The 24,886-nt window shown below is 58.8% G+C and carries 18 protein-coding genes and 6 pseudogenes; 14 read left to right on the forward strand and 10 right to left on the reverse strand.

Annotated elements, in window-relative coordinates:
• Window positions 1-47 precede the first annotated feature (47 nt).
• From P6U25_RS10260 to P6U25_RS10270, 3 genes are all read left to right on the forward strand, one after another.
• Window positions 48-1,892 (forward strand): hypothetical protein, encoded by a 1,845-nt coding sequence (locus P6U25_RS10260; protein WP_407151166.1) that lies wholly within the window; start codon window positions 48-50, stop codon window positions 1,890-1,892.
• Window positions 1,893-2,578: 686 nt separating this feature from the next.
• A complete protein-coding gene (locus tag P6U25_RS10265) occupies window positions 2,579-2,782 on the forward strand; it encodes a hypothetical protein (protein ID WP_407151167.1) in 204 nt (67 codons plus the stop codon).
• Between the two features lies 1 nt (window position 2,783).
• Window positions 2,784-3,170, forward strand: coding sequence for a GtrA family protein (locus tag P6U25_RS10270; protein WP_407151168.1), 387 nt, complete (start codon window positions 2,784-2,786; stop codon window positions 3,168-3,170).
• 439 nt (window positions 3,171-3,609) lie between these two features.
• Here P6U25_RS10270 and P6U25_RS10275 read toward each other — a convergent pair.
• Window positions 3,610-4,000, reverse strand: a pseudogene (locus P6U25_RS10275) (transposase); the annotation flags it as partial.
• 37 nt (window positions 4,001-4,037) lie between these two features.
• Window positions 4,038-4,220, reverse strand: a pseudogene (locus P6U25_RS10280) (hypothetical protein); the annotation flags it as partial.
• Window positions 4,221-4,362: 142 nt separating this feature from the next.
• On the opposite strand from P6U25_RS10280, the gene P6U25_RS10285 reads away from it, so the two are divergent.
• Window positions 4,363-5,697: an IS5 family transposase gene (locus P6U25_RS10285; RefSeq protein WP_407152486.1), complete on the forward strand. Its 1,335-nt coding sequence runs from the start codon at window positions 4,363-4,365 to the stop codon at window positions 5,695-5,697.
• 42 nt (window positions 5,698-5,739) lie between these two features.
• Here P6U25_RS10285 and P6U25_RS10290 read toward each other — a convergent pair.
• Together P6U25_RS10290 and P6U25_RS10295 are read right to left on the reverse strand one after the other, a co-directional pair.
• Window positions 5,740-6,974, reverse strand: a pseudogene (locus P6U25_RS10290) (transposase); the annotation flags it as partial.
• Between the two features lie 83 nt (window positions 6,975-7,057).
• Window positions 7,058-7,726, reverse strand: a complete 669-nt coding sequence (locus P6U25_RS10295) for a transposase (RefSeq protein ID WP_407151169.1) — start codon at window positions 7,724-7,726, stop codon at window positions 7,058-7,060.
• Between the two features lie 926 nt (window positions 7,727-8,652).
• Between P6U25_RS10295 and P6U25_RS10300 the strand changes: the two are divergent.
• Both P6U25_RS10300 and P6U25_RS10305 read left to right on the forward strand, forming a co-directional pair.
• Window positions 8,653-9,401 (forward strand): annotated as a pseudogene (locus tag P6U25_RS10300) (IS5 family transposase).
• Window positions 9,402-9,654: 253 nt separating this feature from the next.
• Window positions 9,655-10,254, forward strand: coding sequence for an IS5 family transposase (locus P6U25_RS10305; RefSeq protein ID WP_407151170.1), 600 nt, complete (start codon window positions 9,655-9,657; stop codon window positions 10,252-10,254).
• A 98-nt stretch (window positions 10,255-10,352) separates the two neighbouring features.
• Here the strand turns inward: P6U25_RS10305 and P6U25_RS10310 are convergent.
• Window positions 10,353-10,907, reverse strand: a pseudogene (locus P6U25_RS10310) (IS5 family transposase); the annotation flags it as partial.
• A gap of 763 nt (window positions 10,908-11,670) precedes the next feature.
• Here P6U25_RS10310 and P6U25_RS10315 point away from each other — a divergent pair.
• Both P6U25_RS10315 and P6U25_RS10320 read left to right on the forward strand, forming a co-directional pair.
• Window positions 11,671-12,660 (forward strand): glycosyltransferase family 2 protein, encoded by a 990-nt coding sequence (locus P6U25_RS10315; protein ID WP_407151171.1) that lies wholly within the window; start codon window positions 11,671-11,673, stop codon window positions 12,658-12,660.
• A 452-nt stretch (window positions 12,661-13,112) separates the two neighbouring features.
• Complete coding sequence (locus P6U25_RS10320; RefSeq protein WP_407151172.1) at window positions 13,113-13,790, forward strand: class I SAM-dependent methyltransferase; 678 nt, start codon at window positions 13,113-13,115, stop codon at window positions 13,788-13,790.
• A 535-nt stretch (window positions 13,791-14,325) separates the two neighbouring features.
• Here the strand turns inward: P6U25_RS10320 and P6U25_RS10325 are convergent.
• From P6U25_RS10325 to P6U25_RS10335, 3 genes and pseudogenes are all read right to left on the reverse strand, one after another.
• Window positions 14,326-14,742: pseudogene (locus P6U25_RS10325) on the reverse strand (IS30 family transposase); the annotation flags it as partial.
• Between the two features lie 528 nt (window positions 14,743-15,270).
• Window positions 15,271-15,495, reverse strand: coding sequence for a helix-turn-helix domain-containing protein (locus tag P6U25_RS10330; protein WP_407151173.1), 225 nt, complete (start codon window positions 15,493-15,495; stop codon window positions 15,271-15,273).
• 180 nt (window positions 15,496-15,675) lie between these two features.
• On the reverse strand, window positions 15,676-15,900 hold the full coding sequence (locus P6U25_RS10335; protein ID WP_407151174.1) for a helix-turn-helix domain-containing protein: 225 nt from the start codon (window positions 15,898-15,900) through the stop codon (window positions 15,676-15,678).
• Window positions 15,901-16,672: 772 nt separating this feature from the next.
• Here P6U25_RS10335 and P6U25_RS10340 point away from each other — a divergent pair.
• The 3 genes from P6U25_RS10340 to P6U25_RS10350 all read left to right on the forward strand — a co-directional run bounded on the left by P6U25_RS10340 (window position 16,673) and on the right by P6U25_RS10350 (window position 17,901).
• The gene (locus P6U25_RS10340; protein WP_407151175.1) at window positions 16,673-16,951 is read left to right on the forward strand and encodes a DNA -binding domain-containing protein; all 279 of its coding nucleotides are present in this window, start codon (window positions 16,673-16,675) and stop codon (window positions 16,949-16,951) included.
• 163 nt (window positions 16,952-17,114) lie between these two features.
• Window positions 17,115-17,309 carry a transcriptional regulator domain-containing protein gene (locus P6U25_RS10345; protein WP_407151176.1) on the forward strand — a complete coding sequence of 65 codons (195 nt, stop codon included), beginning with the start codon at window positions 17,115-17,117 and terminating at the stop codon, window positions 17,307-17,309.
• A 58-nt stretch (window positions 17,310-17,367) separates the two neighbouring features.
• Window positions 17,368-17,901 carry a DUF2285 domain-containing protein gene (locus P6U25_RS10350; protein WP_407151177.1) on the forward strand — a complete coding sequence of 178 codons (534 nt, stop codon included), beginning with the start codon at window positions 17,368-17,370 and terminating at the stop codon, window positions 17,899-17,901.
• 249 nt (window positions 17,902-18,150) lie between these two features.
• On the opposite strand, the gene P6U25_RS10355 is transcribed toward P6U25_RS10350, so the two are convergent.
• On the reverse strand, window positions 18,151-19,059 hold the full coding sequence (locus P6U25_RS10355) for a LysR family transcriptional regulator (protein ID WP_407151178.1): 909 nt from the start codon (window positions 19,057-19,059) through the stop codon (window positions 18,151-18,153).
• 365 nt (window positions 19,060-19,424) lie between these two features.
• Window positions 19,425-20,360 (reverse strand): isocitrate lyase/phosphoenolpyruvate mutase family protein, encoded by a 936-nt coding sequence (locus tag P6U25_RS10360; RefSeq protein ID WP_407151179.1) that lies wholly within the window; start codon window positions 20,358-20,360, stop codon window positions 19,425-19,427.
• Window positions 20,361-21,826: 1,466 nt separating this feature from the next.
• Here P6U25_RS10360 and P6U25_RS10365 point away from each other — a divergent pair.
• The 3 genes from P6U25_RS10365 to P6U25_RS10375 all read left to right on the forward strand — a co-directional run bounded on the left by P6U25_RS10365 (window position 21,827) and on the right by P6U25_RS10375 (window position 24,818).
• Window positions 21,827-23,005 carry an ABC transporter ATP-binding protein gene (locus P6U25_RS10365; protein ID WP_407151180.1) on the forward strand — a complete coding sequence of 393 codons (1,179 nt, stop codon included), beginning with the start codon at window positions 21,827-21,829 and terminating at the stop codon, window positions 23,003-23,005.
• A 110-nt stretch (window positions 23,006-23,115) separates the two neighbouring features.
• A complete protein-coding gene (locus P6U25_RS10370) occupies window positions 23,116-23,976 on the forward strand; it encodes a carbohydrate ABC transporter permease (protein ID WP_407152487.1) in 861 nt (286 codons plus the stop codon).
• On the forward strand, window positions 23,973-24,818 hold the full coding sequence (locus tag P6U25_RS10375; RefSeq protein ID WP_407151181.1) for a carbohydrate ABC transporter permease: 846 nt from the start codon (window positions 23,973-23,975) through the stop codon (window positions 24,816-24,818). Before P6U25_RS10370 ends, P6U25_RS10375 begins: the two co-directional genes overlap by 4 nt.
• Window positions 24,819-24,886: the final 68 nt, after the last annotated feature.

Raw genomic sequence — 24,886 nt, forward strand, 5'->3', positions numbered from 1 at the left:
TATCCATTGGAAGTGGTCTCGTCTACGAGGCTGGTAGGAGGGGGCCTATGCCACCGGATAATCGCTTTGCCAATGCAACGTCAGGCTTGCTGCATCTAACTTTGCTGGCTCTGTCGGCCGTAACAACAGCAATCCTTCTCGGCTCCCTGCTATACTACTGCAGTTACGGTCTTAATCTCGCCGATGAGGGGTTCTACCTCAACTTAATCGCGAATCCATTCCGCTACGGGATTAATATGCCGCCGACCCTTTTCGGTTTCGTCTATCACTGGCCGTATCAGTGGGCGGGAGGCGACATCGCGGTCCTTCGCATAGCGAACGTCACACTTACTATGGGACTGGGCTGGACACTCAGCTTCCTCGTGATTCAGCGTCTCTGGGCAGCGGACTGGCCGCACGCGGCCGTACTATCAGCTGGGATCGCTAGCCTGGCATTAGTTGAACTTCGTCGCTGGACGCCGACCCCCAGCTACTACGCGTTGGCCTTTCAATCGCTCATGATGGTGATGATCGGCTTGTTGCTGGCTGATCGGCCAGGGCGCATCCGCCAGCCGTTGGGGTGGATCGTGGTTGGCGTTGGCGGCTGGTGTTGCTTCATGGCAAAGCCGACCACCGCCGCGGCCATTGCCTTCGTCGTTATGCTCTATGTCGTGACTATGAGCCGAAAGATGCTGCTGCCCATGCTTGGCGCCGCGGTAGTCGCTCTCGCTCTATTGGTCGGTAGCGCTTATTTGATCGACGGCGGTATCACCGGGCTGATGACCCGTATGTTCAACAGCGCTGAGGTCGCGGCCCTGCTGGGGGCCGGGTACGAGGTATCTCTCATATTTCGGATCGACTGGCTCCCCATCAGTCGCGCGCAATTTGTTATCGCGATGTTACTGGCGACAGCGCTTGTGCTCACTATTCTCATGGGGTCTAAGCACAAGTGGTTCCTTTTGATGGCTCTCGCTCCGGTTTTGATCGTAACAGTAGCGATTGTGATGCTTGGGGTCGATCCGATCTGTGTCAAGCCTGCGACTCTGTTCCTGGTGTCAGCCTTCACATGCCTTGGCGCGATGTGTTATCGCGAGGCAATGGTTCTGCGTACTCAGACTCGCGAGAGCATCGCCCTAGCACTAACGTTTTTGACTCTGCCGCACCTGTTCGCATTCGGGACCGCTGGCAATTACTGGTACTTCGGTGCGAAGGTCGCCTTGTTCTGGATGCTCGCCGTCGTTGCCGTCCTGAGCCCTCTTGCGCGACAGAAATGCAGCGTCGTCGCCCTGCTGCCCCTAGCCGTGTCGGCGCAGTTACTCACTGCATCAGTCGTCAATGGTGGTCTCCTCCAGCCATTCGCCCAAGTGAAAGATCTGCGCGCTTATACCGCTGTCACCCAGTTGCCGGGTGGTGGAAAATTGGTACTCTCGCAAGCCTCCCACGACTATCTGACCACGGCCAGAGCCCAGGCCCGTGCGGCCGGCCTTGAGGTCGGTACCCCAGTGATCGATCTGGCTGGCTTCTCGCCGGGGCTACTGTATGTGCTTGAGACGCGGGCGCTTGGTCTACCATATCTGTTCGGGGGATTTTCCGGCAGTAACGCGGTCGCGGTGGAAACACTCGGACTTGAGAGCTGTTCAGATCTGGGTAAAGCGTGGGTACTGATCGAGCCGCAGGGCCCGTATCATCTTGACCAGGCCAGTGTCATGGCCTCGTTTGGAGCCACGCAGGCGGACTACGTCGCCGCTGCCATATTCGAACCTCCCCCGAACTATGACGGGGATTTTCCAAATGCTGCCAAGCAGTTTCTATTAAAGCCGGTACGCTCCGCCGCGCTGGCGGAGCAATCCTGCCGTGAGGCCAGAGAGCCACGGCCAAATAGCCAGAAAGGAAGCTCGTCGGGAAAGCTGTGATCCTCAACGGGCAACATACGCGGCACGCTCGTCAGCCACTAGGTCGGGGGCGGCTGAAGGCCATACCGTCAAAGCTCATCCCGCAATGGAGCCCTGCTGTGGCGCCGTTCGGTGCACGGCTTCCAGGTCTGATCGACTGTGGCGTGAAGGATACCGGAAGATGGAGCATGAGCGAAATCCTCAATTACCTACCAAGAGCCTGCAAGACATCTCGGGGCCCGCAGTTGGTTTCCGTCATTGCTCATACATTCAACTAGCGCGATAGCCTTATCAAGGTGTTCGAGAACCTGCAGGCGGCCGCGTTGGGTAGGAAGTGATCTACGTAGATGGTAACGCCCCCGATGATACCTAGCAGATGGTCCGCGAACTCGCGGGGCTGCTGCGGCCGAGTGTGCTGCATCCGCCTAATTGGCCGACCTGGCTCGTCGCGAGTTTGCATCGACGGGATACTGACCTCCAATGCACCCCACGGCGCGGTGATAGACGCCGAATCGCAGCATAACAAAACGCGACCGCCAAGAATGCTCTCGCAGAGCAGGAGCCAACAAGCTTATGGTAGCCATCGGCGCCATTTCTAGCGCAACAACGTCTATATTTTCAACAAGGAGTGCGCCAGCGCGCATTCGCAACCGAGGTCGCCAAACGCGCTGCGGCCCGAGATCGCCGATTCCTCGAGCAGTTTCTTAATGACCAGCAATGACCACTTCAAGCAGCTAGCGCTGCAGCTCTCCGCGCAAGGCATCAAGATCCTGCTCGATATCGTTGCGACCACGCATAGCAGCGTCGAGAGTCCCTATCGATTCGGTTCGCCGCGGCAAGGTGAGAGCAAGTTCGATTTCATAGCGATGCTGCACCTCCCCGGGCTCCTGCTCGCAAAGCGCCAACAATGACATGGTCTCGCTGCAGTTAATGATATTCGCTATGGTAGGCTGCACCGGGCTGCTCGTTCATCTCGGTGCGTTGTTCGTCGCGTCGAACCTTTTCGACCTGCCATTTGCGCAGGCCCAGGCCGTCGGCGCGTTTGTTGCCATGACCTCCAATTTCACCTTGAACAATTCCCTCACCTATCGCGACCGCCGGCTGAAGGGTTTTGCGTTCCTTCGCGGTTTGCTCGCATTTTATCTAGTCTGCAGCGTCGGCCTCTTTGCCAATTTCGGTGTCGCGCTTTCGGTCTATGACCATGAGCCGGTCTGGTGGTTCGCCGCAGCCGCCGGAGCTTTGATGGGTGCGGTCTGGAATTACGTGATGTCCGGGCCGTTCGTCTGGCGCATGCGATGAGTCTCGATGCCGCCAGCTAGCAATGTGAGCCGAATCGCCGGCGGGAGCACTTCCTTTGAGGCGTGGCATGCTGGCAGCTGAACTTCGGATGGCATTCGCGGGCGCCCGGAGGAGGCTGTCGGATCGTCGGACGTCTAGTTTGCCTCGGCGCCTGCCACGTCGGGAAGGCCCGTTCAGAAAATTATGGTGAGCAGAAAAACGGACTTGGTGCGATCAAGCGCGTTGGTCGTGCTGCCGGCGCAAGTCTCCACAAGGGCGTGGCCAGTTCTGTGCATCACGTTCAGCAAATTCGATCACGGGGTCCGGCTGAGCTAGCCCCTCGGAGCCGCCGTCGCTGGCTCGCCCAAAGCGTAGCGCCGGCGAGCGACGACAGCGGAGAGGGGGGCGTGCATCCCTGGGTGGGCCTGAGCATCGTCAGGCCGCCCGGCGTAACACCTCCTTACTCCTTGAGCAGGTCCATGTTGAGGTAACGTTGGTCCTCGAGCCAGGCCTCGTGACGCTCGGCGGTCAGCGCCCGCACCGGCCCTAGGCAGCTCTCGGCATTGGGGAAGATCCGCACTATATGGGTGCGCCGCCGGATCTCCTCGTTGAGACGCTCCAGCATGTTGGTCGATTTCATGTGCTAGCGGCAGGCGGAAGGAGGTCAGGGTTTTCTCGATGTTCTCCTCGACCCAGCCGGTGAGCTTGGGGTACTTGCCGCCCCATTTGGCGAGCCGGGCGGCCAGATCGCGCCGGTCGTACATCCAGCGCAGCTCGAGTAGGCAGTCGTCGTCGACCTTGCGCGGCACATAGTGGAGCGCGTTTCTGAGGAAGGCACATAGGGGTCGTTGAAGAAGTCAAATCCTCTCGGTGTGGCAACCGGTCCATTCATACCTTCGCCTCCGACCCGGACGCGTCGCGATGCAGTACCGCGACGCGTCGAGGGAGAACGATCAAGAACAAAAGAAGGGCAACAAAAGCAGCCGCGAGCCGCTTGAGGTTGATGGCGGCGGCCGTCAGGTAGGCCTGGATCTTCATATTTGGTCGCCCGTGAATAATGCGGATTGACCTGAGAAATAAGCAGAATTGATCTTGATGTAGTATTCGATTTTGCAGGAAAGCGGGGTGTTGGACCTCGCTTTCTTGCGTTTTAGGATTTTGCTTTTGGGCGATTCGTGATTCCCTGATGGCTTCGTCGACATTGGGGAATGCGATGAGCAAGCCGCGGGATGGTCGCCAGAAAGACCTGTTGCTTCCGGCGCTCGATCAGATCATCGACATGGGTCATCCGCAGGTGCGGTTGGCAGCGCTGATCGACTGGAACATCCTGAATGAGCGCTTCAGTTCGGTGTGCCAAGCAGGGTCGGGACAGCCGGGCTTGCCGACGCGGCTAGTCGCCGGCCTGTTCATTTTGAAGCACATGCACAACCTATCAGATGAGGTGCTGTGCGCTCGCTGGATCGAGAACCCCTATTACCAATACTTCTGCGGCGAATTGAACTTCTGCCACCGTCTGCCGTTCGATCGATCGTCGATGACACGCTGGCGGCAGCGGCTCGGCGAGGAACAACTCGTCGCGTTGATCCAGGAAAGTCTTTCAGTGGCGCACAAGACCGGCGCTATCGGTCCCAAGGACCTGGAACGGGTGGTCGTCGATACCACAGTGCAGCCCAAGGCGGTTGCACATCCGACCGACGCGAGGCTGCTGCATCGAGCAATCATCAAGCTGGTCGGGCTCGCCAAGCGCAACCGTGTGCCGCTGCGCCAGAGCTATCTACGCCTGACCAAGCGCGCCGCCATCATGACCGGCCGCTATACCCACGCCCACCAGTTCAAACGCGCCCGGCGGCAGCTCAAGTTCCTGCGGACACGGCTTGGCCGGATCATCCGCGACATCCGCCGCAAGATTGATGGCGATACGGTGCTGGAAGCTCGCTTCGGCCCGTTGCTCGGTTTAGCGCAGCGGGTGCGCAGCCAGGATCAGCATCAGCGCGGTCCGAAGGTCTATGCGTTACATGCTCCGGAGGTTGAGTGCATCGGCAAGGGTAAAGCCCGCGCGCCCTACGAGTTCGGCTGCAAGGTCAGCATCGCCACCCCCGTGACGTCTCCGAAGGGCGGCCAGTTCGTGCTCCATGCCAAGGCTCTGCATGGCAATCCCTTCGATGGGCACACGCTCGGTCCCGTAATCGCCGACGTGGAGAAGCTCATCGGCGTGGAGGCTCGCCGTATCCACGTCGACAAAGGATATCGCGGTCACAACCACCCGCATCGGCTCAGGGTCTGGATCTCGGGTCAGGTCCGCCGCGTCACAGCTTCCATCCGTCGCGAGATGAAGCGTCGCGCGGCTGTCGAGCCCGTCATCGGCCACGTCAAGGCCGAGCACCGCATGGACCGAAATCATCTCAAGGGACGCCTCGGCGACCGCATCAACGCTGTTCTCGCCGCCGCCGGCTATAACTTCGGCCTGCTGCTGCGATGGCTCGCAGAGCTCTTGCGTATCATCATCCGAGCCTTCTTCGAGACCGTCCCGGCTCGAAACATCGCTTGAGCCGGGCGCCGCGCCAGTTCTCCACGAACGACTAGTTGGCGGACCACGCCGTATGGCGCGCGCCAACCCACGCCAAGTTTTGGCTTCGCCGTGGAAACCCTCTGAGCGCCAACGATGGCGCTGATAGGGCCGTCGATCCTGTTTGCTCCGTCGCTCGCGACGGCGGCGGGCGCGAAGCAGTGCAGGATAATCGGCACCTACAACAACCGCCTTGTTAACCCGCCCTTTGGATAGGCAACGCTCTTGAGCGGATACCGGGCACAAATCCTTCGCCTTCGCGCAAAAGGAACGGCCGTGCTTGATGGGGCGCGCGGGGCGCAAGATGCGTTCTTGCGGGCACTTCAAGATGTCGGCGCCGAACCGGAAGCGCCTGAGCGGTACGCGACTCTTGATTGGTTCGGCTTTAGCTGGGATCAGGGCATCAATGCCGCGCCGCTCGAGCGCGGCGTAGACTTTAGCGTAGGCATAGCCCGCGTCGGCGGTGACCACCTTGACGTCGGTGCCCGTCATCGCTCCAACCTCATCGACTTGCGGCTCGATCATCTCGCCTTCGTTCGTTTGTCCAATCGTGACCGCGACATCTAGAATGACACCGACCTTGTCATCGACCGCCGTGTGCTGCTTGTAAGCGGGTTCCAGCCGCCGCTTTCGGGCATTCGTGGCCATTACGCATCGGAATCAGTCGTGCGGATCTTCTTATACTTGCCGCTTTGCCGGCCCTTTCTCTCAGCCTCGCTTTCATCCTCGCCTTGATTCTCGCTCAGCACATCCACCACATGCTGCTCGGTAAGGCTGTCCCAACTCACGTTGGCGCGGATCAGCGAGGCATCGATGTGGACCACTTCGGCGATTGCGATCTTGGCCTTAAGGCAGGCCTCGACCGTGCGTTTGAAGATCCTACGGAACCGCGCTTCGTCCCAGCGCTGGCGGATGCGCGTCAGGCTGGAATGGTGCGGCAACTGCTCATGCAGGCCATAACCGACAAACCAGCGAATGGCGATACTGACCTGAGCCTCGGGCATCAGCTTGCGATCGTGCACGATGCCGGTGAGCAGACCGGCGAGCATCAGCCGTACCGCCGCTTCCGGATCGATGCCTGGCCGGCCGTCGTTCGTGCAATAACAGTCGGCGACCTCTTCTCTTAGCCACGACAGGTCGAGCACACGCTCAACCCTCATCAGCACGTGCTCGTCTGGAATGAGCCGCCTGAGGGAGCCAGTGATGAATAGCTCCAGCTGATCCCGCTCCTTGCGCCCAGCACGTCGTTGCTCCGCCAATCGCGAATCGCCGACGTGAACTGAATCAGCCAATTGCAGCTTTTTCAACGACCCCACATAGCAGCGCTGCCAGAACACGCCGGTCAGCACTTCGGCAATCGCCTCTTCAGCCCCTGGTGGTCGTCGGAGACGACGAACTCGACGCCATGCAGGCCGCGGGCCTTCAACGCCTCCAAAAACTCTTTCCAGCTCAATCGGATCTCCCGGTTGGCGAGCTCGACCGCGAGCATCTGGCGCCGACCTTCCCAGCCCCGATCGCGATCAGCACCGCCGGCATCCAGGATCAGATAGGGGAACGGCTCCTTCAGCTTGCGTCGCAAAAAGGCCTTCAGCGATGCATCCAGAAGCTTGTTGATCGCGCTGATCCCCGAGGCCGAGAAGGCATGGCCCATCCAGTTCCTCGGTGACCTGCTTGACCTTCCGGGTCGAGATCTCTTGCATGTACATCTCGGCCAGCGCCGCAACCAATGCCTTCTCAAAGCGCTAGTAGCGCTCGAACAGCTTGGTCGTCCCTGCCGGTCCTGCGGCACCTTCAGCTCGATCTTGTCGACCCGAGTGATCAGCGAGCGGGGATAGTAGCCGGAGTGATGGCCAAGCCCTCCTTCGACACGCTCCGCACCCACCGTCTCCGTCATCTCGGCTTCGAGAATTTCCTGCACCGCACTCTGGATCAGCGGCTTCAGGAACTCCTTGTCCGACCTCAACAACTCTTTGACTGCTGAGACATCCGTCCCAATCTTTGTCACGGTCATGGCGGCTCTAAGCTCCCCGACGAGCGGTGATCTTCGCAATCACCGGACTTACCATGACCGCTTCAGCCTCTCAGCTTTTGCAGAGCCTCCGCACACTACCGCGTGGCCGCGTTCAATCATCAGAACTAACAGCGCACCTCGGGTTTTTTTCATTTCGCTATTCTCTCGGCCTACTTTATGACCGCAAGGGAGGCCGTGCATATTGTGGAAACAACCGGCCCGTGGCGGTTGCATCACCCAAGGTACGCGAATCGCAGCAGCGCATTCGTCATGCGTTCACGCGGAAGATGTCGCGTAGTGAGTCGCGTGGGAGTGCCTGCTGCGCTAGATCCCAAGGAACAAGTTGAAACCGCCAAAAAGACGATGGTCGTGATGCTCGCCTTTGCGAGCCGGCTGAGCAGCCGACACCGAGAGTTGCCGGCGCATAGAATAGGCTCACTATGGCCAGCGGGTGGCCCCCAAAAAGGCCAAGCCGAAACTGGTCCTGTCGTCAAGGAGACCAGCCCATTCATGTCTGATCATAACAATACCAAGCAGTCCGCATACACGATAAATGCCACGCATGCGTTCCCGAAAGAACTCTGAGGCATCCACACTGTATCGCCGGCTTCACTGGAGCCTTCTAATAGATTCAGTGCGAATCATCGCCGATCTACCCCGGATCCACGGGTTGCAGGATGGAGAGTCAATCGACGGATTGATCAGTACGATCGGTTAGAAATTCGGTTAAGGTTGGCTCAGCGCATCTCGTCAATCGGGCCCGGGGGGCGAGCGCGTTCTTCATCATGCAGTTGCTGACCGAGGTGATTCTCGCCGAGCAGTCACTGGTCGGCAGCAACTCGAACCTCGAACGCTAGGCCGTGTGAACTCTTGCGATTCTCAAATCAGATGGAACGTGATTCAAGGCTTTCTTTCAGGGGGAAGCCTTGGGTGTCATGGATCGGCTCGTTCTGAGCGATGCGCAACGGAATCGTATCTCCGGCTTGATCATCGGTTGACCGGACCAGCGTGGTTCGACGGGCCGCGACAACCGCATGTTTGTCGAAGGCGATCGTGCGCACCGGTTCGCCGTGGCGCGATCCGCCTGAAGCATTCGGCGAATGGAACAGCATGTTTCGGCGCTTCAGCCGGTGGAGCGTCAAAGGGGTCTGGCTGCGCATGTTCGAAGCCTTGGCAGATGATCCAGACTTTGAATACCTGACCGTCGATTCCACCATCGTCCGCGCCCATCAGCACGCCAGCGGCGCAAAAGGGGGCTCAAAATCAGGCCACCGGACGTTCGCGCGGCGGCCTGACGACCAAGGTCCGTCTGGCTGTCCGCGGCTTGGGCTGCCCGGTCCGTTTCTTCCTAACGGCAGGCCAGGCCGGCAATGCACCGCAGGCCCAGCCGGTCGTCGAAGGGCTCCCAGCCGAGGTCGTGATGGGCGATGCGGCTTACGATTCCGCCGCGTTTCGATCCGCTATCGCCGCAAAAGGCGCTCAAGCCGTCATTCCAAACAATTCCTCGCGGGCGAAATATCCGCTCAACAAGCCCCTCTATGCCGAGCGTAATCTGATCGAATGCTGCTTCTCAAAATTGAAGGGGTTCAGACGCGTTGCAACTCGCTACGAAAAGACGGCCCGAAACTACTTCGCCGTCGTCACTATCGCTGCAGCTTTGCTCTGGCTAAGGTAATTGTCCACACGGCCCAGGGCCGATCGACGTTCAGGATTTCCAAGTTGTTTGATCGCTGATTCATAGAGTTCCGTGATTCGACACACGGAGCAGATGGTGGCGGCGAAGCGATATGAGCTGACCGAGGCGCAATGAGCGAGGATACGCCACTTCCGCCGGGGAAAGCTGGCGACCCGGGACGTACGGCTGCGGATAATCGTCCGTTCGTCGACGGATGTTGTGGGTTTTGCGGTCGGGCGCGCGCTGGTGCGACATGCCGGAGCAATACGGCAAGTGGAAAATGGTGCATCAGCGCTTCAGCCGCTGGTGCCAATGCTGGCGTCTGGGAGCGCGTGCTTGCTGCTCCGAACGCTGCTCGCGACAACCAGTGTCTGATGATCGACAGCACCATCGTTCGCGCCCACCAGCAGGCGACGAGCGGAAAAGGGAGGCCAAAGATGAGGCGCTGAGGCGTTCCCGAGGCGGACTGATCACAAAGATCCACATGCTGGCCGATGCGCTCGGCCGCGCGCTCCGCTTCATCGTCAGGGCTGGGCAGGTTAATCACATCACCCAGGCGCCCGCACTGCTCGATGGCCAGAGCGGCGATGCCGTGCTCGCCGGCAAAGCCTATGACGGCGACGCCCTGCGTCCGATCATCGCGGAAATCGGCGCAACGGCGGTGATCACGTCAAACCGCACCCGCATGATCATCATTCCGCACGACGCCGACGCCTATAAACGGCGCAACCGTATCGAGCGCTGCTTCTGCGAGCTCAAACACTTCCGACGCTTGGCAACCCGCTGTGACAGGCGGGCCGCCAACTTTACCGGCTTCATCCATCTGGCAGCCGCAACGATCTGGATGCAATGAATGTCGATCGGCCCTAGTTCGCACTGGTGCGCCAGGGCGTCCGTATCGCTGGAATCGTTCCTCGCAGCGGCCGTCATTTTCTTTGACGGCGGGCGCTTTTTTGCGGCGATGTCTTGGCGCAGATGACCGGCATTATAAGCTGTGTCGCGATGATGAGCTCGGCGGGCAGTCCCTCGATTAGTGCGGCAGCTTGCGGTGCATTGCCCTTGTGGCCTGCGGTGAGGGTGAAGCGGACGGGACGTCCAAGGCCGCGAACGGCAATATGTATCTTCGTGCTCAAGCCACCGCGCGAGTGGCCGAGCGCCTGATCTTCAGGCCCCTTTTTGCACCGGCGGCGTGCTGATGCGCCCGGACAATGGTGGAATCGACGATCAGGTATTCGAAGTCCGGGTCATCGGACATCGCCTCGAAGATCCGCCACGAAACACCCTTGGTGCTCAATCGGCTGAAGCGCCGGAATAGCTGTAATAGTTCCCGAGCACCTCCCGACGATCACGCCAGGGAGAGCCGGTGCTCGCAATCCAAAGTACACCTTCCACGAACATCCGGTTGTCCCGCCCGGTCGAGCGCTTCTGGTCGGGCAGGCCGATGATCAGCGGGGCCATTCGCTCCCAAGCCGCGTCGCCCAATACCGAACGATCCATCACACCCAAGGCTGCCTTCCCAAAAGCAGCCTTGAATCTGGTTTGCTTTGAAAAGGGAATCCTTCCACACAACCTAGAACCGACGCAGATTCTTGCATTTCATGACGATAGCGTCGACGACGCAGCCGTCGATAACCGAACCGTCGGCGAACGGTCGTATCCGACATGCGCTTGTCGCCGCATCGTCCGGCCGACGACTCCATCGGCGACGGGTGTCGTGTCACCCTATTTTTATGACGTCCTCGAGCACGGCTTTATGGAGCATCGCCTCCGCTACGTTGACTTTTATGCTGTCGTTCCTTTAGCGGCTCCAGTCGTTGGTATCCGGCCGCTTCCGGCCGGCTGCTTCTAGATGGTTAACGCTGCTGAACCCGCTCCTCGGCACATGTCAGCTGTCTTCGCTCTGGTCTTACTCCCACTAGAGTCCAATCTGTTCCTGCGTGAAGTAGCGGCTCACGTCCACCCCCACCGAAGTTGACGGACTCTACCAGTTCTTGGAGGAGCCTGCGAGGCTCAAGTCAATTAGAAGCTCCTTGAGGCTAAACTTTATCGGAATGGACTTTGTCCACGAGGGAAGCAGGAACGGCCTATGCCAAGAGGTAGCTACGTTGCAAACGGAAAGACGGTATCAGTTTTTCTGAAGCGGACTTTGTCGGCTCTGTCCGTCGCAACCACGCCGCGGTGCTTCGCATTGCAAAAATTGAAGGATCGTCGCCCGAGCGGAGCGCCAGCCGGCTCCAGCCCGCTGCGTAGACGCATCTTAGCTGTCTAGATGATCGCATTCGGCCAGGACGGAGGCACGCTCGAGTGGGCTGCACATCGTCGCGTCGCGGTGTTGGTGCCGTGCCTCAACGAGGAAGCCTCAGTCGGTCAGGTAGTGGCGGATTTTCGTCGCGCACTGCCCAACGCCGTGATCTATGTGTACGACAACAATTCAACTGATCGAACCATAGCGCTGGCGTGCGAGGCTGGTGCCACCGTACGCAACGAGCGACGCCAAGGCAAGGGGCACGTGGTACGGCGCATGTTCGCCGACATCGACGCGGACATCTATGTGCTAGTCGATGGTGACGCGACCTACGACGCTACGAGTGCGCCAGAGATGATCGCGGTCCTGATTGATCAGCATCTTGACATGGTGGTGGGGCGGCGCATCGAACAGCAGGAGGCTGCCTATCGACCAGGCCATCGCATCGGCAACCGCGTGCTGACCGGGTTTCTATCCACCGCGTTTGGCCCGCAATTCAAGGACGCTCTCTCCGGCTATCGCGTATTATCTCGCCGCTTCGTCAAATCATTCCCGATACTGTCTGGCGGGTTCGAGACCGAAACTGAATTGACAGTGCACGCGCTCGAACTCGCGTTGCCAGCCGCGGAAATTGCGACGCGCTATTATCCGCGGCCCGCCGGATCGATATCGAAGCTCAGCACCTGGCGCGACGGATTTCGTATCCTAAAGACCATCGTCCAATTGTATCGCTTCGAAAAGCCGCTTCGCTTCTTCGGCCTTATCGCTATCTGCCTCGCGCTCGGCGCGCTCGTGCTCGCCGCGCCGATTGCGGTGACCTACATCGAGGACGGGTTGGTGCCACAGCTACCAACGGTGGTGCTGTCGACCGGGCTGATGATCCTCGCGATGTTGTCGGCCAGCTCGGGCCTCGTGCTCGATACCGTGGCGCGCAGTCGCCGAGAGATGAAGCTGCTTTCTTATCTCTTGCAACGTGCAGACAGGCCTCGAATTGAGTCCAAATGCTTCGATTAATAGATTAATATGGCTTCGGAGTGACCGGGAGGAGCTGAAGAAGGTCCTGGAGTGCCGCGGAGGCTGGCTCGTGAACGAAACATCGAACTTGGTTTTGAGCGGGTGGCTGCAAGCCGAGCAAGTCGAACCTAACGTCGATAAAATGGTCTAAGTGTGCTTCCCGCTTTATCTGGGGCAGCTAGGGCCATCGTTTAGTGTGAACAGCCCGTCTGACCCGAACGCCTCGAAGAGAACGATCTATAGGAGGTTTACGAGGCGAGACTACGCCGGAGCTGGATAATTCAAATGAAGTATCGTTTGCTGGCGATATCTGCGGCCTTTCTCTGCGGTTCTGTCGGCGCCACCGTAGGCAGCGAGCGCTGCCAGGACGAGTGAGCATGTGGTATATCACATGTTCGCCGACGTCGATGCAAACCATCTGCATGGATTGTTTAAAAAGAGGATTCACGGTTATGAAAACGATGGACCATATTTATTATAGAGACGGCCTGAAGGCACCCGCGGCGATGCGCGCGCTACTAGCCGCGCGTGAAGGGATGTTCCAATTGTTTATGGATCAAACCCGTCCTACCAAAGACTTCAAGATCATTGATATTGGCGCCTCAGAAATCGAGAATGAGGGTGCCAATTTTCTCGAAAAGAAGTATCCGTGGCCGAAAAACATCACGTGCGCAGGCCTGGGCCATGGAAGGCAGATTGTTTCAGCAAATCCGGCCGTCAGCTTCGTTCAGATCAAAGCCGGAAAACCACTTCCCTTTAATGACAAGCAGTTTGATATTGCGTATTCTAACGCAGTTCTAGAGCATGTGGGTGACGCCACTGCGCGAGGTGCGTTCATATCCGAGCACATGCGCATCGCCAGGAATGTATTTTTGGCATTCCCAAACCGTTGGTTCCCGGTTGAGCATCATACCGGCCTGCCGTTACTCCACTATTCGCCGGGGCTATTCAGATTTGCTATCAAACGCACCTCTTTGAGGGAGTGGGCTGATCCGAGCGTTGTCGAATTCTTGAGTGCCAAGCAGATCTTCGATGAATGGCCATCATCGAAGAAACCTATAGTTTATCATTCTGGAATACTTTTCCCACCATTCAGTTCAAATGTATGTCTCGTTTGGCGAGAAGATTGATCGCCCGACTAGACTAGGGAACGGACGGCTGGGCACTGGTGAGCACCCGAGCAGCCTCCAATGCCGCGTTGCTGGCCGAGATCCGGCAGATCCATTGGGCGAGTGGCGTTCACGCTGTCCTGCGGACGCAGGGACGTGGGGGCAGTCGCGGCCAGATCGAACGGGTGATGTAGTGGCATGGCATGCAGGCGATCCGCAGATTGCAAAGGCTGTCGGTGGTACGGACCCGACGTGACCGCGCCACGATCGCGCCGAACCTAATCACGCGCGACTTCAGCGCCGCGGCCCCCAATCGGGTCTGGCTTGCCGATATCACCTACAATCCGACCGCGGAATTTGTCTGTACCTAGCCGCGAGCATGGACCTCTTGAGCTGCCAGGCCGTCGGTTGCGCAATGCGTGACCACATGCGCGTCGAACTCGCTTCCACCGTCCTGATAGCCTTCTGTCGGGGCCGGCTGCTGGATTGATCAACCATTCCGATCGTGGCGTGCAGGGCGGATTCAATCGATTGTCGCAACACCAGACTTTGTCCCTCATGGCGGCAACTCGTGAAGCGCCTCTGCCGGCGTCTTCCAGCCTAAGGTCTTTCTCGGTCGAGCATTGAGGGCCGCTGTCACGGCGGCCGTTTCGTCAGCGCTGTGGATGCTCAGGTCAGTGCCTTTCGGGAAGTACTGACGCAGTAAACCATTAGTGATCTCATTGGTGCCGCGCTGCCACGGGCTTTGCGGCTCGCAAAAATAGACTTGGACACCGGCATCGATCTTGAGGCGATCATGCTGGACCCTTTCGTCTCCTTGATCCCAGGTCAGCGAACGGCGAAGCTCTTCGGGCAAAGTGATGATGGTCCGCGTAATCGCGTCGCGCGCGGCCTCGTGTCCGCGAGCGCCGGGCCGGTTCTTCATGCGCAGAGTCTCGCCATGCCCTGCGAGCCGAGGAAGATGAAGCAGCATCGCGTGGAACGCTTCACCAATGTATCGCGCCAGCGGTCGTAGTCGCGCAATGTGGTCCTTGTCGTCGGATGCAATGGCAGGGCCACGATTGTCGACCTTGGCCAGCCGGACAGTCAGCAGGCCGGCCCGTCGAGGTCGACGTCATCACGCTCCAGGCCCATCGCCTCGGATATGCGCATGCCCGTCGCCGCGAGGTATGGTAGGTCCATCGGCGCAGCCGGCAGAGCCAGCGCTGCTGGCTCGTCGCCTCGGCTTTCGCAACTGTTTCAAACCGACTCGACATCTGTGAAGTTGTGAATTGATTGCCCTGTGGTTGCAGGATATTGGACCGCTCCAAGCTTGTCTTGCCGATGTGTGCCACGGAGATCGACCCGACGAATTCCAACAGTCCCTCTGCGTCGGACCCATTTTGAAACCGTTCGTCAGCAGGGAAGCTTATCCGTGATCGGCGGAATCCAACCTAGACTAGCTTCAAGGGGGCCTGTATAAACTCGAAAAATGGATTGGGAGTAAGACGCGTGTTGTTTACTAGCGGACTCTCGTTACAGGTCGTTTCAGGAATTCGGCAGGCTCAACGTCGAGCTTATCAGCGAGGCGACCTATGATTTTGATGCTGACGTAATACTCTTCCTTCTCAAGCTTACTCAAATAGCTCCGGCTTATCTTGGCCTCGAGGGCGAGTTCATCTTGCGACCATCTCCTCGCATTGCGCAGACGGCGCAAATTGGCGGCGAATTTCTCCCGCAAGTCCATGCGGGAAAGGAAGGCGTTTGCTCAGTTTACTGCACCTCGATATACTTCACAAAATGTCGTCTCATGCGTATTGTGAACCGAAACTGTCCGGCGGAAATCACCTAGACGAGCTTTCAAAGAGGGGACGAGAGAGATCAGAAAAATGGATTGAGAGCAAGACGCGTATTGGGCTGTGCCCGCCTAGCGTCCTCTCTTTGCTGGACGTTTCAGGAACTCGGCAGGCTCGACGTCGAGCTTCTCGGCAAGGCGACCTATGATTTTGATGCTGACGTAGTACTCGCCCGTTTCAAGTTCGCTCAAATAGCCCCGGCTCATCTCGGCTTCGAGGGCAAGCTCCTCCTGCGACCATCCCCTCGCATAGCGCAGACGGCGCAAATTGGTGGCGAATGTCTCCCGCAGATCCATGCGGGAAAGGATGCCGCTTGCTCAATATACTGCACCTCGATATACTTGACAAAGTGACGTTTCACCCACGTTGTGAACGGATACTGCGTCAGTGCGCATGAATAAGATCATCCGGACCCCACACCGAATCCTTGATGATCCTCACTCTAGGTGGCGCGCGGAATCTGATGATCCTGGTCGAGTTCTTGTTCCTGAGGGCGTCGACGCCGACCAGAAAGAGGTTGCTCGGGCCGTTCTGCTTATCGATCCAGATCGTGCCCAGCGCGCGCTCGCGAATCGTTCGTTAGACATTTGGCGGGCGCAAAACGGATCGACAGGCGGACGTTCTTCGCGGGGGCGGGACCAAATAGCAAAATCGGTCAGGTGGAGTTGGAGTTGAGAATGAAGTTCTCACCAAATGGCTGGATCGCACAGCCAGGTCACCGACCAGCGAGCACGAACCGTGTTTGCCCATCAAACCGCTCGCGTCGACGCCTTTCCGGCAGGCAACAACCGAGCAGACGCTAGCTGGACGGCAATCCGCTGATCGCGCTCCGAGGATATGGACCGCGATCAAATCCACACCGACCAAATCGGAGTGAGGGAAATGGACATCAACGATGGAATCAAGGCCGCCACGATATCTAATGGTAAGGTAATCTTCAATCGAGATCTCCGCGGAAAACATTCACGCAAAATCGCGACAATTCGACGGTACTAGGATGCCGTGAATACGGCTAGCATTGCCCAGATTTAGGTAGAGGCTTTTTCGGTTTGATAGGAGTTTCAGGCAATGCCGGACGATCCGAAGATCGCAGACTTGGCGCCCAGTGCGCCCGAGCTTACACCCTATGACGAGCAGCACGCAGTTACCTATATGCGCCTTCTCGATGCCGAAGCCGATAACGCTGACTGGCACGAAGTCACGCGCATCGTGCTTGGTGTTGATCCGACGCACGAGCCGGATCGCGCACGCCGCGCGTTCGAAAGTCATCTGGCTCGCGCCAGGTGGGCGGCGCGTCACGGCTATCGTGAACTCCTGCGCAGGGGATGGCCGAAAAGTGAAGAGTGAGGCGTTCGAGGCGGAGTTGTCCTCTCTCCAATCGCAAAAATAGAACGTTCCATCGTGCAACTGCATCAACGCTAAGTAGCCGCAAGGTTCAACCAGAAATCGTCACAATTGTCCGGCTGCAGTCTCCTTGCGTGTGCATGAAGAACGTGGGGAAAATAGTACGATGCCGGGTGCCGACTGGAGATCAAAGAGCGCATACTGTGAGGTCGAGAAGGCACAAACTGTCGACCTCGCGTGGGAGTGGCTACGCCGCGATCGCGAGTATCACAAAGACTTTAGGATCCTGCTTTGCGGCAAACAATCTAGCGAGATGGCGGATCACTTCCGAAGGAAGTGGGGGCTGACCTTTCGCAGCTGATCCGCAAAAGAGGTTCGACGAACAAGCTGTTTTCTGGGCGCCTGAAGCGCTGCCGACCGTGTTGGCCGTCCGCGGGGCCGGCTCCTCGGCGGCATCCAAACTGTATGATCTTGATGTCGCCAAGCTGGCAGGCAGCCAGCTTCGTGAAGCGCCAGATGGATGGCATGCCATCGCGCCGCGCGGAGGAACGAAGCATCGCCTTTGGCTCAGAGAACCTCCACCGAGCGGCTCATCGCTTTCCGTCGACCTACCACTCGACCGCAACTTCGACGTCCGTTTGCAGGCGGCACATCGATTTTGGCTGGCGCTCGAACAGCGCCCCGCTGGACCGCCCCCTCTTGCTCAATCGATCGCGAGCCGGCATCGGCACACCCTAGCCCTGCGTGCTGTTGATGGATGGGTGAAAGGCCACAGCTATCGCGACATCGCACAAGGCCTATTTGGCAAGCCTCGTATTCCCGATCGCGGTTGGAAGACACACGATCTGCGCAGCCGGACCATTCGTCTGGTCCAGATGGGGCTGCGCCTCATGCGAGGCGGCTACCGTGACTTGCTCCGTCGCAAGCGCAAAGATATGGATGACACTTCCTGAGCTCTTCGCTGATCAGCTTGCTATCCGACATCGGCCTTCGACAATGACACCTGGCAAGTCATTGAGTGAGAACATCAAGCCGCGCTGGGCATTTGGCTCTCTTCGCCGCCGCGGAAGGGGGCATAGTCGAATGCAAGTGGTGTGACTGGTCTGCACCACCGTCCCGCCGCTTGGAGGACAACCTCTTGCACGTTTAGCTTTTCCGCCCAAATCCAATCTATCGACCGTCTGATATTGCCTGACAGATTGTCAGGCGGCTTGTGGAACTGCGGTCCTTTTGCAGAGCCGCGCAACCCATCGGCAGAAGGCACGCGCAATCTCGGGATTATCACTGCGGTCGACCGCGTAGGCCCGATACTGCATACCACTTGGCGTGCGCGATCCTGGTATCACATGCAGCGCGCCCGCGCGCACGAGATCGCTGACAATAATTTCAGGAGCTACCAGCAGGCATTTCCCCGTCATGACAGCGGGCAGGGCAAGGTAATTGTGATCGTATCGGGCGCCCGACTTTATGTCCTTCGAAGTCAGGTTCATCGCCCTCAGCCATGTCGGCAGGATGTCGGGCCGAGACGTGATGTTCAAAATTGGCATTGAACGCGCAATTGAGAGCGTTTTTCCCGCGACGTGATTGGGAGAGCCTACGCATACGAGGGTCTCATTGTAGATTTCCCAATTGTCTGCAGGCTCGATCACGCAAAGGTCGCGTGTAATCAAGATGTCGAAGTCGTCGGAGGATGTCGGTGGAGACAGCGAACTAATGACATCCACAGTGACGCCACCAACCTCGGCGGAAAATGCTTGAAGATTTGGAATCAGAAGAGAGGAAGCGAAGGTAGAAAGCGACGTGCGGACTACAATCCGACTGGCGTCAGGACGATTTCGCCTACGCATTCTCCTGGCGGTGAAGCAGATTGTTTCGAGTGGTTCGGCGACGGTATTGGCAAATACCCTTCCGAACTCCGTCAATTCGCCACGCCGACCGCGTCGCTCGACGAGGTTTGCGCCGAGATAGCCCTGCAGCACGCCGAGATGGCGGCTGACCGAGCTCTGCGTCGTTCCCAATGCATTAGCCGCGCGGGTAACGCTTCCTTCGCGCGCAATGGTCACAAATGCCCGGATTGCATTGAGGGGCACTTCATCGGATTCGGCAGCCATCTTCTGCTCCGGTAACTTCTGCAATGTCCGCTGGGTTGCGACGACGAGCAAGAACGAATGCTCGTCACATTATTCGATGTGTATAGCCGGATTACTGCTTATCAATGATATGTCGCGCACAAAATCGGCCTCATGGTACGATCTGTACGATTTGGCTCGCTAACTTCGATCGCTGCTGGCCGGTTTGTTGCATCTTCAAATGGGCGGAGGGTCGGCAGATCCCTGTTCCCGCCGTAGAGAGCCCGTAACTAAGGACAGGCCGATGGCTCAAACTCTCCCAACAGCGCCAGAATAGCGCCGGAGCGGAGCTCGGCCGGCGAGTATCTTTTCAACCCTCGTTGGCTACGGGGTACTAAAGGTCGCGTTCAGCGAAGGAAGCGGGCTTCAGCGACCCTGACCTCGTGCATCTTCTGAAGCCTGAAAATCTCCTCCACTGGCAGAATCTCCTTATGGGCGTTCTGGACGCCGCCATCGGCGATAATCCGGCGGAATGTCTGCTGCATGCAGGTTGCCCCAGCGCGGATGCCGTAATTGCCGTAGATCACCATGTGGATATTGCCGAGTGCCTTGACTCGCTCCGCCTCGAGATCCGGGTAAGCATTCGGCACGATCACCACCGGCACCGATCCGACCCAGGCGCGGGAAAAGTTCTCGATTTCAAAAGGGGCCCCGTTTTTCGAATGGATCAGGATCATGTCGGCGCCGGCCTCCACATAGGCTTGCGCCCGACGCAGTGCTTTCGCTTCACCAAACCCCGCGATCGGGGCTTCGGTGCGGGCGATGACGAGAAAGTCCGGGTCCCGCCTTGTCGCGACAGCTGCCGCGATCTTGCCCTGGAACTCCTCAACACGCAGCAGTTCCTGGCGTCCGCCGACAGCAAGGCTCGTCACTTTCGGAAAGGTCTTGTCCTCGATAACTATGGCGCTGGCGCCCGCGCGCTCGTACTCCCTGACGGCGTGGATCACATTGATCGCATTGCCATAGCCCGTGTCGGTGTCGGCAACGATTGGCAGCGTCACGCATCCGGCGATCGCGCGCAGCATGTCGAGATGCTGCGTCATCGAGATCAAGCTCATGTCTGCAAGGCCGTCGAGCGCCGACAGCTCAAAGCCAGAGGCCCACAAGCCGTCGAATCCGGCTTCTTGCACCAGGATCGCAGACAGCGGACTTTGGGTGGCCATGATGTGGACAAGGCCGGTCTCGGCCATCCGGGCGCGAAGGCGCATAGGAAATGCGACATAAGGCGAGGCCACCAAGCCACTGCCGGGTGCGACAGCGACGGCGCGATTGGCTGGGGGCATCGGGAGATCTTTCAGGACAGGGCGGCGCAGGCGGCCACAATGCGGTCGCAGGCGCGGGTGAGGTCCTCGAGCGAGGAGGCATCGAATGCGTTGAGCAGATACCATCGCAAAGCTGGTGTCGGGGTCGGTAAGCTCGCCATTGGGCGTCCGGTTGCCGATGACACCTGCGCGCAAGAAGGGAAGACGTAGAAGGTGCCGTCCGGCACCTGCGCCAGCCGGCCATTGCGTCGGCCTTGGATACACCGTTGATGATCAGCGTGCGACCGTAGAGGATCGATGCGACCGCGGCCATAGTGACGACGTCGACGTTGTAGGATAGCTTTTCATAGATGTCATCGGATAGCACGAGAACATGGTCCGCAGCACCGCGGCGAGCGCCAATGGCTCGCTTCGGCTGTAGACCGCATCGGTCGGATTGCAGGGCGAGCTCAGCATCAGCCACTTGTGGTACGAGGCGTGATCGCTGCGTCCAATGCCTCAGGGCGCGGCTTTTTGGAATTCTTGCCGCCAGCGAGCGCTACCATATCGGGGTAGGAGACCCAGCACGATGTCGGGATCACCACCTCGTCACCCTGCGTCGAGGCTGGCGAAGCCTGCGTTGAACACGGCCTGCTTGGTACCGCAACCCACCGTGATCTGCTCGCTCCCGCAGTCGCAATCCAATCTCTTCCCGATCGCCTTGCCCAACGGCTTGACGCCTACTGATGTGTATTTCGTCGTCCCGTCGCGAATTGCCTGGATACCGGCGTCGCAAATCGCGGATGTCGTGTCGAAATCCAGTTCGCTCCGAGTGAGCGTGATCTCATCGAAGTCGTAATCATATTACTCGGCTGCGTCCGAAGTCATGGTTTTGGTTTCTGAGGTGCGGCAACGCTTGAGCCGTCCTGCCGAGAAGCAAACTTGAATCATCATGCAACTAGAGGCGAAACGGAGCATCTGCGAAAACGCAAACGTTGTTGACCGCTTCTACTCGCTGGCAAACTGAGAATCGCGGTTATCGAATGAATTGACCGCAATTGTGATGCTTTGCTCGCATCGCCGGAGATAACCTTCCTACAAGCTCGCCGTCTGATGAAAGACGAACAAGATGCCCGCTATCCAGCGTGTTGGGACGGCGCAGGTACATGGGACGACGTCGGGCCAGATCGAATCATCAGCAGGACGCGAAAGATGGTGCGTCTGGGTTAAAAGTTGCCGACGTCCCGCGACAGAGCTGCGCCGAAGCCCGCCATAGCGCGACAATCGCTTTTTTAGCGATGTCGCGAGCGAGGCAATGCGTTGAGCGGCTGTTGTGAGCTCAGCACTAGCTGCGTCATCGCATATAGCGCGGATTTGGATCGAATTATTCGATCAACGTCATCCAGCTGTAGCACGATAGGTTTTGAAGCTCGATCTACTTGTCGAAGGGGAGAGGATCTCCTGGTCGCGCTTGCGCAAGGGTTCCATGACAGTGGGGAAGTAACGCCGTGGCATCGGTTTCGATCGAAAGCATCAACAAGAATTACGGGCAGACGCCGGTCCTGCGCGGCGTTTCGCTGTCGATAGCGGATGGTGAGTTCCTGACGCTGTTGGGACCATCGGGATGCGGAAAATCGACGCTGCTGCGCATCCTAGCCGGACTTGAGATGCAGGATGCCGGCTCGGTCTGGATCGGCGAGCGCGTGGTGGATGGACTGCGGCCAAAGCGGCGGGATATCGCGATGGTGTTCCAGTCCTACGCACTCTATCCCCACATGAGCGTCGCCTCGAACATGGCTCTGCCGTTGCGCATGCGCAAATTATCAGCCTTGCAACGTCTTCCCCTTCTCAATCGCCTGCTTCCAAGAACGGCGCAGATCACTGCGGACATCGACGTGGAAGTCACCCGTACCGCCAAGTCCCTCGGCGTCGGCCATCTGTTATCGCGCAAACCGGGGCAGCTCTCCGGTGGCCAGCGTCAGCGTGTCGCGGTTGGTCGGGCGATGGTGCGCCATCCAGCCGTCTTCCTGATGGACGAGCCGCTGTCCAATCTCGATGCCAAGCTGCGTGTACAGATGCGTGCCGAGATCAAGGAGCTGCACCAGCGGCTCGGAGTCACCTTCATCTATGTCACGCATGACCAGGCCGAAGCCATGACCCTTTCGGATCGGGTGGCGGTGATGCTCGACGGCGAGCTATTGCAGGTTGCTCCGCCGCAGGACATCTACGCCGACCCCGACAATCGGCGCGTCGCCGAGTTCATCGGTTCGCCCAAGATCAACATACTGGACGGCGTGGTGCGCCAACGTGGTCTAATCGATCTGGCCGGATCGACTCTTGCGATCGAGGCTGATGCACTCGCCGGCGCGCCTCTCACCCTCGGCATTCGCCCGGAGGCATTTCATCTTGCGGACCGCGGTGGGCAGGGCGCACTGACCGGTTCAGTGCGGATGATCGAGCATATGGGCTCCGATTTGTTCGTTCATCTCGATCTGGCGGGCGTCGACCATCCATTGATTGCAAGGTTGCTCGCGGAACGGGCACCTCATATCGCCACTGGCCAGACCGTGCATGTTGGCGTCCGGCCGGACCGCGTGCTTCTCTTTACACGGGATGGGCAGCGTTTGCGCAACGAAGTGCAATCCGGCCGAACATCGGTCTCGCCGATCCGGGAGATCGCTCGATGAGCGTGCCTATTGCTCGTTCGGACGTCTCCCACGAGGCGTCCGCGACGGGTGGTATTCTGACGGTCCCGGCCCGCTCCGCGTCACGGGCGGGCAGGCGTGGCTTTGCGGAAATGCTGGCGGCTTGGACGCTGGTTGGGCCGGCGCTCGTCTCGTTGCTCGTGCTGTTTTTCCTGCCGGTGATCTCTGTGTTCGTCATCGCGCTCACCGACTGGCAGTTCGGGGCGGATTCTTTATCCTTTGTTGGCCTCGCCAACTTTCGTGAGGTCTTCGCTGACGCGGGCTTTAGAGCCTCGCTTCTCAATACAGTCCTCTATGCTCTGATCGTCGTGCCGGGTACTCTGGTTGCCGGTCTTCTTATCGCGCTCCTGATCGAAAGCGGGAAATCCTGCCGCCTATTCTATCGCACCATCCACTTTCTGCCCTTTATGGCGACGGTCACGGCTATGGCTATTGCCTGGGAAGCGCTGCTGCATCCCACGATCGGCCTCGTCAACCAGACCCTCGCCGCCGTCGGCCTCCCGACCGCCAACTGGTTGCGCGATGAAAATACCGTCCTTCCGGTGCTGGGCGTGATCGGGATTTGGCAGAACCTCGGCTACGCGATGGTGTTGTTTCTCGCAGGCCTGAAAAACATCCCGCCAGATCTTTACGATGCAGCCGATGTCGATGGTGCTGACACGAGGCTCGACCGGCTTCGCACCGTCACTCTGCCCTTGCTCGGGCCGGTCTCGATGTTCGTTGTCATCGTCGTGGCGCTGAAGGCGTTCGAATCCTTCGATGCCGTGGAGGTCCTGACGCAAGGTGGCCCCGGCCACGCCTCCGAAGCACTACTCTACACGCTCTATCGGGAGAGCTTTGAGTATCTACGCACCGGATATGGCGCGGCCGTTGCCGTCGTCTTTCTCGCCATCATCGTGACCCTCACTTTCGTTCAGGTCCACATCATGGATAGGAAGGTGCATTACCAATGAGCGCCACCACATCCACTCGCCGCCTGTCGCGACCCGCCGCCGTCCTTCGACATGTCGTGCTACTTTTCACCGGAGCGCTCATACTCGTTCCCTTCCTGTGGATGATCTTGCTGTCGCTCAAGCCGTCCGGCGAGATATTCCACGCGTCATTCTGGCCCGCGCAATTCTTCGGTGCCGAGAACTATAAAAAGGCGCTGACCGAAGTGCCGTTACCGCGCTACCTGTGGAATGGCCTGATCGTATGCGCGGTGATCCTGACACTACAAATTCTCGTTTGTGCTCCGTGCGCCTATGGGCTTGCCAAATTGCGATTTCCCGGCCGCGACCAGCTTTTCAAGATGGTGCTTGTCGGTCTGCTCCTGCCGCACCAGGTGCTTTCGCTGCCGCTGTTTATACTCGGGTACAAACTTAACATCCTCAACACCTATACTGCGCTGATCTTTCCCTATGTCGTCTCACCCTTCGGCATCTTCCTGTTCCGGCAATTTTTCAAGACCATTCCGGATGATGTTGTGCACGCTGCCCGCCTCGACGGTCTCTGTGAACTTGCCATCGTCTGGAAGGTAATGGTCCCGATGGCACTGCCGGCCGTCATCGCCTTCTCAATCTTCTCGGTGGTCGGGCACTGGAACGACCTGTTTTGGCCGCTTATCGCCGTGCGCGATCAGTCGCTGATGCCGCCGCCGCTTGGCATCGTGGTCTTCAAGAACGAGGAGGCTGGCAACGACTACGGTCCTCTGATGGCTGCAGCTACCGTTATCGTGCTGCCGCTGGCCAGCGCCTTCGTTGTCGCTCAACGTTGGTTTGTCGACGGCCTGATCGGAGGGGCCGTCAAACAATAGGCTTACCGAAGCGATCGATATTTCGCCTCGGCGTATGCACAGGCGTTGCCCCCGCAATGTGCTCAAAT

Source organism: Bradyrhizobium sp. ORS 86 (genome assembly GCF_045571475.1).
Taxonomy (GTDB): Bacteria; Pseudomonadota; Alphaproteobacteria; order Rhizobiales; family Xanthobacteraceae; genus Bradyrhizobium.